The sequence below is a fragment of the Streptomyces sp. CB01881 genome (assembly GCF_002953255.1).
Classification (GTDB): Bacteria; Actinomycetota; Actinomycetes; order Streptomycetales; family Streptomycetaceae; genus Kitasatospora.
On the sequence record NZ_CP026498.1, the window covers coordinates 7,556,579 to 7,559,725 of the forward strand.

Annotated in this window: 8 protein-coding genes and 1 pseudogene; all 9 read left to right on the forward strand. The window is 65.9% G+C overall.

From position 1 onward, the window contains the following. Nucleotides 1-269 (forward strand): annotated as a pseudogene (locus C2142_RS40245) (30S ribosomal protein S3); the annotation flags it as partial. A 4-nt stretch (nt 270-273) separates the two neighbouring features. Further along, nucleotides 274-693 carry a 50S ribosomal protein L16 gene (rplP, locus tag C2142_RS22975; RefSeq protein ID WP_030393299.1) on the forward strand — a complete coding sequence of 140 codons (420 nt, stop codon included), beginning with the start codon at nt 274-276 and terminating at the stop codon, nt 691-693. After that, nucleotides 693-917 (forward strand): 50S ribosomal protein L29, encoded by a 225-nt coding sequence (gene rpmC / locus C2142_RS22980; protein ID WP_063348970.1) that lies wholly within the window; start codon nt 693-695, stop codon nt 915-917. Before rplP ends, rpmC begins: the two co-directional genes overlap by 1 nt. After that, the gene (rpsQ, locus tag C2142_RS22985) at nt 917-1,189 is read left to right on the forward strand and encodes a 30S ribosomal protein S17 (protein ID WP_030055826.1); all 273 of its coding nucleotides are present in this window, start codon (nt 917-919) and stop codon (nt 1,187-1,189) included. The genes rpmC and rpsQ overlap by 1 nt, the downstream gene beginning before the upstream one ends. Nucleotides 1,190-1,291: 102 nt before the next feature. After that, nucleotides 1,292-1,663 (forward strand): 50S ribosomal protein L14, encoded by a 372-nt coding sequence (rplN, locus tag C2142_RS22990; RefSeq protein ID WP_030055827.1) that lies wholly within the window; start codon nt 1,292-1,294, stop codon nt 1,661-1,663. Nucleotides 1,664-1,678: 15 nt separating this feature from the next. Further along, nucleotides 1,679-1,990: a 50S ribosomal protein L24 gene (gene rplX, locus C2142_RS22995; protein WP_148644962.1), complete on the forward strand. Its 312-nt coding sequence runs from the start codon at nt 1,679-1,681 to the stop codon at nt 1,988-1,990. Further along, on the forward strand, nt 1,990-2,559 hold the full coding sequence (gene rplE / locus C2142_RS23000) for a 50S ribosomal protein L5 (RefSeq protein ID WP_030300393.1): 570 nt from the start codon (nt 1,990-1,992) through the stop codon (nt 2,557-2,559). Before rplX ends, rplE begins: the two co-directional genes overlap by 1 nt. A 4-nt stretch (nt 2,560-2,563) precedes the next feature. Then, a complete protein-coding gene (locus C2142_RS23005; RefSeq protein ID WP_030393303.1) occupies nt 2,564-2,749 on the forward strand; it encodes a type Z 30S ribosomal protein S14 in 186 nt (61 codons plus the stop codon). A gap of 283 nt (nt 2,750-3,032) precedes the next feature. Beyond that, the coding region (rpsH, locus tag C2142_RS40250; protein WP_241003256.1) for a 30S ribosomal protein S8 at nt 3,033-3,147 on the forward strand (115 nt) is incomplete at its 3' end.

Here is a 3,147-nt window from a genome sequence, read left to right on the forward strand (position 1 = left end):
CGGCTTCTTCCAAGACGACCTTCGGCCGCATCGGCGTGAAGGTCTGGATCTACAAGGGCGACGTCAAGAACATCGCCGAGGTCCGCGCTGAGAACGCCGCTGCCCGCTCGGGCAACCGCCCGGCCCGTCCCGAGGGTGGTCGTCCCGCCCGCGGTGGCGAGCGCCGTGGTGGCGAGCGCGGTGGCCGTGGCCGTCGTCCCGCCGCCGAGGCCCCCGCGGCCCCGGTGACCGAGGCTCCGGCTGCCGAGAACACCGGAACGGAGGCCTGACCCAATGCTGATCCCCCGTCGGGTCAAGCACCGCAAGCAGCACCACCCGAAGCGCCGTGGCGCTTCCAAGGGTGGCACCGAGCTCGCCTTCGGCGAGTACGGCATCCAGGCCGTCACCCCGGCCTACGTGACGAACCGGCAGATCGAGTCCGCTCGTATCGCCGTCACCCGTCACATCAAGCGTGGCGGCAAGGTCTGGATCAACATCTACCCGGACCGTCCGCTCACCAAGAAGCCGGCCGAGACCCGCATGGGTTCCGGTAAGGGTTCGCCCGAGTGGTGGATCGCGAACGTGCACCCGGGTCGGGTCATGTTCGAGCTGTCGTACCCCAACGAGAAGGTGGCTCGTGAGGCGCTGACCCGCGCAGCTCACAAGCTCCCGATGAAGTGCCGGATCATCCGGCGCGAGGCAGGTGAGAGCTGATGTCGGCCGGCACCAAGGCTGCTGACCTCCGCGAGCTGGACAACGAGGGTCTCGTTGCCAAGCTCCGTGAGGCCAAGGAGGAGCTGTTCAACCTCCGCTTCCAGGCGGCGACCGGGCAGCTCGACAACCACGGACGGCTCAAGCTCGTCCGTAAGGACATCGCGCGGATCTACACCCTGATGCGCGAGCGCGAGCTGGGCATCGAGACGGTGGAGAACGCCTGATGACTGAGAACACCAACGAGACGCGCGGTTTCCGCAAGACCCGTGAGGGCCTCGTCGTCAGCGACAAGATGGACAAGACCGTCGTCGTCGCCGTCGAGGACCGCGTCAAGCACGCGCTGTACGGCAAGGTCATCCGCCGTACGAACAAGCTGAAGGCGCACGACGAGGCGAACGCCTGCGGCATCGGCGACCGGGTCCTCCTCGCGGAGACCCGCCCGCTGTCCGCGACGAAGCGCTGGCGCGTCGTCGAGATCCTCGAGAAGGCCAAGTAACGAAGTTGATGCGGTACGGCCGTATGTGCACCAGGCCCCCTGTGGGCGCTGGTGTGAGCAGCGGCCGGCCCGTCAGCTCTCGTTGACGATCAGGAGAAAGCTGTGATCCAGCAGGAGTCGCGACTGCGTGTCGCCGACAACACGGGCGCGAAGGAAATCCTTTGCATCCGCGTTCTCGGTGGCTCCGGTCGCCGCTACGCCGGTATCGGGGACGTCATCGTCGCCACCGTCAAGGACGCGATCCCCGGCGGTTCGGTGAAGAAGGGTGACGTCGTCAAGTGCGTCGTCGTCCGTACCGTGAAGTCGCGCCGTCGTCCCGACGGTTCGTACATCCGGTTCGACGAGAACGCCGCCGTCGTGCTCAAGAACACCGAGGGTGACCCCCGCGGTACCCGCATCTTCGGCCCGGTGGGCCGTGAGCTGCGCGACAAGAAGTTCATGAAGATCATCTCGCTTGCGCCGGAGGTGCTCTAACTCATGGCGAACAGCATGAAGATCAAGAAGGGTGACCTGGTCCAGGTCATCACCGGCAAGGACCGCGGCAAGCAGGGCAAGGTCATCCAGGCCCTCCCCGCCGAGAACAAGGTCCTGGTCGAGGGTGTCAACCGGGTCAAGAAGCACACCAAGCCGGGTCCGGGCACTCAGGGTGGCATTGTCACCGTCGAGGCCCCGGTGCACGTCTCCAACGTCCAGCTGGTCGTGGAGAAGGACGGCAAGAAGGTCGTCACCCGCGTGGGCTACCGCTTCGACGACGAGGGCAACAAGATCCGCGTTGCCAAGCGAACCGGTGAGGACATCTGATGTCTGAGACGTCTGTTGAGAAGGTGACCCCCCGTCTCAAGGAGCGTTACAACTCCGAGATCAAGGGTCAGCTGCAGGAGCAGTTCTCGTACGAGAACGTCATGCTGACGCCCGGCCTGGTCAAGGTCGTCGTCAACATGGGTGTCGGCGAGGCCGCCCGTGACAGCAAGCTGATCGAGGGCGCGATCCGCGACCTGACCGCGATCACCGGTCAGAAGCCGGCCGTGACCAAGGCTCGCAAGTCCATCGCGCAGTTCAAGCTGCGCGAGGGCCAGCCGATCGGCACCCACGTCACCCTCCGTGGTGACCGCATGTGGGAGTTCCTGGACCGTCTGGTGTCGCTGGCCCTGCCGCGTATCCGTGACTTCCGTGGTCTCTCCCCCAAGCAGTTCGACGGCCGTGGCAACTACACCTTCGGTCTGACCGAGCAGGTCATGTTCCACGAGATCGACCAGGACAAGGTCGACCGTCAGCGCGGTATGGACATCACCGTCGTGACCACCGCTCAGACCGACGACGAGGGCCGGGCGCTCCTGCGCGCTCTGGGCTTCCCGTTCAAGGAGGCGTGAGCCAATGGCGAAGAAGTCCCTCATCGCGAAGGCCGAGCGGAAGCCGAAGTTCGGCGTCCGGGCCTACACCCGGTGCCAGCGCTGCGGCCGTCCGCACTCGGTGTACCGCAAGTTCGGCCTCTGCCGTGTCTGCCTCCGTGAGATGGCGCACCGCGGCGAGCTGCCGGGCGTGACCAAGAGCTCCTGGTAATCCAGGACGTTCTCGTCAGCTAGCGAAGCAGAGGTGCCCGGCCCCACACCGCCCACACTGTTCTTTTGAGCAGGTTTGGGCTCCCGTACGGAATCCCGTAAGGTAGTGGGGTCGGGCCCCCTGTCACGGCCGCCCCATGGCGGCAGGTGATCCTCTTTGGAGGGCTCGCACCCAGTCTTACGACGCCGCAGGTCCCCTGCGTCTGTGCCCCTGCCGCACTCCCCGGAGTGCGGCAGGGGGACCTGGCGCGGAGAAACCACGGCGAGAGAGGCCTGAGGCCATCATGACCATGACCGACCCCATCGCAGACATGCTCACGCGTCTGCGTAACGCGAACTCGGCGTACCACGACACCGTGGCGATGCCGGCCAGCAAGATCAAGGCGCACGTCGCCCAGA